Source organism: Moorena sp. SIO4A5 (genome assembly GCF_010672005.1).
Classification (GTDB): domain Bacteria; phylum Cyanobacteriota; class Cyanobacteriia; order Cyanobacteriales; family Coleofasciculaceae; genus Moorena.
Genome location: NZ_JAAHHZ010000272.1, coordinates 1 through 4200, shown reverse-complemented (window position 1 = coordinate 4200; position 4200 = coordinate 1). Strand labels below are relative to the sequence as shown.

The 4200-nt window shown below is 42.7% G+C and carries 3 protein-coding genes; 2 read left to right on the top strand and 1 reads right to left on the bottom strand.

Features of this window, described 5'->3' with window-relative positions:
- A partial coding sequence (locus F6K57_RS34650; RefSeq protein WP_293072461.1) for a calcium-binding protein occupies window positions 1–839 on the bottom strand: 839 nt, incomplete at its 3' end.
- Between the two features lie 272 nt (window positions 840–1111).
- On the opposite strand from F6K57_RS34650, the gene F6K57_RS34645 reads away from it, so the two are divergent.
- Together F6K57_RS34645 and F6K57_RS34640 are read left to right on the top strand one after the other, a co-directional pair.
- Entirely contained in the window at window positions 1112–2272 is a 1161-nt protein-coding gene (locus F6K57_RS34645; protein WP_293028981.1) for a hypothetical protein, read from the top strand.
- A 201-nt stretch (window positions 2273–2473) separates the two neighbouring features.
- The gene (locus F6K57_RS34640; protein ID WP_293028978.1) at window positions 2474–2953 is read left to right on the top strand and encodes a DUF1822 family protein; all 480 of its coding nucleotides are present in this window, start codon (window positions 2474–2476) and stop codon (window positions 2951–2953) included.
- Window positions 2954–4200 lie beyond the last annotated feature (1247 nt).

Sequence of the window (4200 nt, the reverse complement as noted above, 5' to 3'; positions counted from 1 at the left end):
GAATCATCACCCGTGAGGCTATCATTGCCACTGCCACCAAGTAGAGTGTCGTTTCCGGCTTCTCCCTGAAGTGTATCGTTGCCCGCACCGCCATCTAAAAGATCACCTATTAGATCAACAGTTCCTAGAGTATCGGAGTCCAGGGAATCATTACCACTACCGCCAATCAAGGTATCTGCTCCCCCTTGACCTTGAATAGTGTCATTACCACCATTACCATCGAGACGGTTTGCGCCGCTGGTACCGATGATGGTCTCACCCCCCTGAGAGCCCTCGACATTCTCAAAATTGCGAATCGTTTCGGTATTACCTCCAGAAACTGAGGTGGTCTCAGTTGCCAGGTTGATGGTGACCCCGGAACCAAATGTGACATTGGAATAATCGATAGTATCGATTCCTAGACCGCCATTGTGGATGTCGAAATTCACAAAATCGTCGTCGATTATCCGATCATTACCAGAACCACCATTGGTGGTGTCCACTCCCGAACCACCATTGAGTATGTCATTGCCAGCACCTCCATTCAAAGTATCGTTTCCAGCTCCACCATTGAGGCTATCATTGCCAAAATCTACAGTGGAATCATCACCCGTGAGGCTATCATTGCCACTGCCACCAAGTAGAGTGTCGTTTCCGGCTTCTCCCTGAAGTGTATCGTTGCCCGCACCGCCATCTAAAAGATCACCTATTAGATCAACAGTTCCTAGAGTATCGGAGTCCAGGGAATCATTACCACTACCGCCAATCAAGGTATCTGCTCCCCCTTGACCTTGAATAGTGTCATTGCCAGGTCCACCAATCAATATATCATTGCCAGGACCGCCGGATTTTACTACCATTGTTTTCTTCTTAGAGTTTAGAGTTAAATTTTTAATTTAGCTAGGAGTGGTTCTGCTTTATGACTTACAGAACCCTATAATCAGTTTTGCGATTAAGAGCATCAAGGCTTTTTGACTGCCCTCACTATATTAATCACTCCAAAAATCCAATTTTTCTACAGTTTTATATAAAGTTTTGTAACGAATTGTAAATATAAAGTTTTGTAACGAATTGCAGAAAACTTGGAAATTACCCTGATAGCTAATTACACAAGCATTCTTAATCGGTGGTCATGAACAAGCAAATTCAACAGCTGGTGCTGAAACTACAACACTATCCTCGGGACAATCAACAGCGGAACCAGACTTTGGCAGAAGTGGTTGAGCAAATTTTGCGTACCCGTAAAGTGTGTCGCCCACGGCCAGGTCACCCTCTATATGGCATCTATCTAGAGATCTATCAGACCGTACAGCAGCAGCTCAACCATGAAATCGAGGAGGATATTGATAGCCCATATCTACACCCATATCTACAAATGACTTCTGATCAGGAGTGGGGGTCTTGGCGGGATAGTCTTTTTAAGAAGGTACTCGACGAGGGTCGCCTTCAGCAGCTAGCCCTAGAAGCACAACGGCACCAACCTCATACCCCAGAGCGATTTTATGCCTTAACGGAATTGCTAAATGCCATTAAGCTTTCTGGCAAGCTTTGCCATCGAGGCCAATTTTCCTCTGAGGTCTATGATGATGCTGTGAATCGGACATTGTATTATGTCTATCAAAACCTCAATCACTACAATCGAGAAAAAGGAAAATTTATAGCCTGGGTCAATTATCGCTTTGATAAGATGTTACAAAAAGCCCAACAAGACCTCAATGACCCATTTATCCAAGCTCAATCTGGCAAAATTGTCAGAATCAAATATCAGTTGAGTGCTCTGATTAAAGGCACCAAACTAGAGCATGTAATTTTTTGGATAACACTCAGCATCAAAGGATTAATTATAGACAAAACCCAGGTCAGTAAGGTTACTAAAATTCTGATAGTATTATTGTTGTTGTCCCAGTTAATCGCCAAAGACCGGACAAAGGGAGATTCATTAGTGTTTGAGATGGCTAAAGCCTCTCTGCCTTTTTCCGCAAACTTGTCTGAGCTCAGTGGGGAATCGATACCCCTAGAGACTGTGCCACAACCGGAAACAGAACTGACGTTGTATGACCTGGTCAGACACTATTTTACAGAAGACCCGGAAAACCTCTTACAGAAACATATCAAAAACCATCCTTCCGCCACCTTGCAAGTCATAGGCTTAGCGTACCTAGACGGAAAAAAATGGCAAGAGATATCGGACTCTTTAGAAATTAAAATTTCATCCCTGAATAACTTCTTTCAACGTAATCTCAGGAAATTAGCCCCGGAAATCAAAAGATATATAGAAGAAGAAATGGGCTGAAAATGGTATAAACAAATACAGGCTTGCCCAAATCCGTGCTTAATCTGCTCAATACATAAACTTAGATCACCTGTAGGGGTTAAAGGGAATTATTCCTCTACCTATAGGATGATACCTATTATAGTGGATAATTTATTGGTAAGGCTAAACTAGAGGCATTGCTCAGTCACACCAGCCTGTCAAATTATCATCACACTACTTATGGTCACACTAGCAGAAGCAGCCCATCACCTAGCAGAAAAGCTTTGCCAACAGCAATCTAATCTGGAAAAAGCCGAACAGGTTTATCTCAATACCTTGGCGGTGTATGCAGTGAATCAGTACTTACAGGGTCTAGGATTTGAAACTGACTTAGAGTCTAGTGATAACCACAATTCCATCATGCAGACATTCCTAGATGTGGCTGATTTAGTGATTAAAAATTACGGCAAGCTCGAATGTAAACCAGTCTCACCAGATGCCGAGTTTGTTTACGTCCCAGAAGAGGTTTGGCAAGATAGAATTGGTTATATAGCAGTGCAACTGAATGACTCCTTGACAGAAGCAAAACTGCTGGGATTTGTGGAAAATGTCGCAACTAATAAATTACCGTTAAAGCAGTTGCAGCCGATGGCATATTTTCCAGGATACCTTCAGAATTTACCCATAAAATCAACCGATAGTCGAGAGATTGCATGTTGAAGGTTGTCTGTCAGAATTGAGAATGTAGAATTGAGAATGTAGAATGTAGAATGTAGAATGTAGAATGTAGAATGTAGAATGTAGAATGTAGAATGTAGAATGTAGAATGTAGAATGTAGAATGTAGAATGTAGAATGTAGAATGTAGAATGTAGAATTGAGAATTGAGAATTGAGAATTGAGAATTGAGAATTGAGAATTGAGAATTGAGAATTGAGAATTGAGAATTGAGAATTGAGAATTGAGAATTGAGAATTGAGAATTGAGAATTGAGAATTGAGAATTCTACATTCTTAATTCTACATTCTTAATTCAAAAATGTTGTTCGCCAAAGGCGTTCCCGAAGGGTAGGTTGTTTGGTTGTTCGCGTAGCGTGGCCTTTTGACCAAGGTTGTTTAGTTGTTCGCCCTTGGGGTTGGAGTAGGGTAGGTTAAAGGTTCAGAAGATAACCTATAACGATAGTGGACAGTCGAAAAGATGTCAACCCCTGGTGCAACAAGGTCGTGCATGTTGCTGTCATCACCACCGCCATGGGAGAAGTGAGCAATTGTGCGATCGCTTTCTATGGCTCCTACTGAGAAACCCTATTCCATGGCATAACTAGCAGAATTAGCAGGGGAAAACTCTCCACTATTGCCAGCCGCACTAACCTTAATCAGCAAGTCAGCTAATCGCGTTAGTAGGCACTGCCCACCCTAGGATTCTGGCAAAAAATAAAGTTTTGTAAATTAACCCATAAAAATGTGAGCTCAGCTAGATATAGCAGTCGCCAGGGCAGGCGCGGACATGACAAAAGTCTCAAACCTAAGTAAGCGCAAGAGTTTGACTTCTGACTTCTGACTTCTGACTTCTGACTTCTGCTATAAGTAACCAGGTCAGTGTTTCTAATTGATAGCCATGGAAGAGCAAATTAGGCAGCTGGTATGCCAAGTGCAAAGGTACCCACGGGATACTCAAGAGCGGCAGCAAGCTTTAGGAAAACTGGTTAAGCAAATTTTGCGATGCTCCTAGGTCGCCGCTTCGCGATCGCGTAAAATTTGCCGCCCATCCTTTGGTCAACCTCTATCTGGTATTTATCGAGATATTTTGGAGACAGTGCAGAAACAGCTAATATCATGTCAGGATAAGGGCGACCGATGAAAGACGCTCAAGGAAGTGGAGATTCCGAAATCTCCCAATGTAGCTAGGGTTCAAGCTACGTCCCCACCCGAAGGAGCACTTCGAGATGGATATGGCGGTTTCGACTAC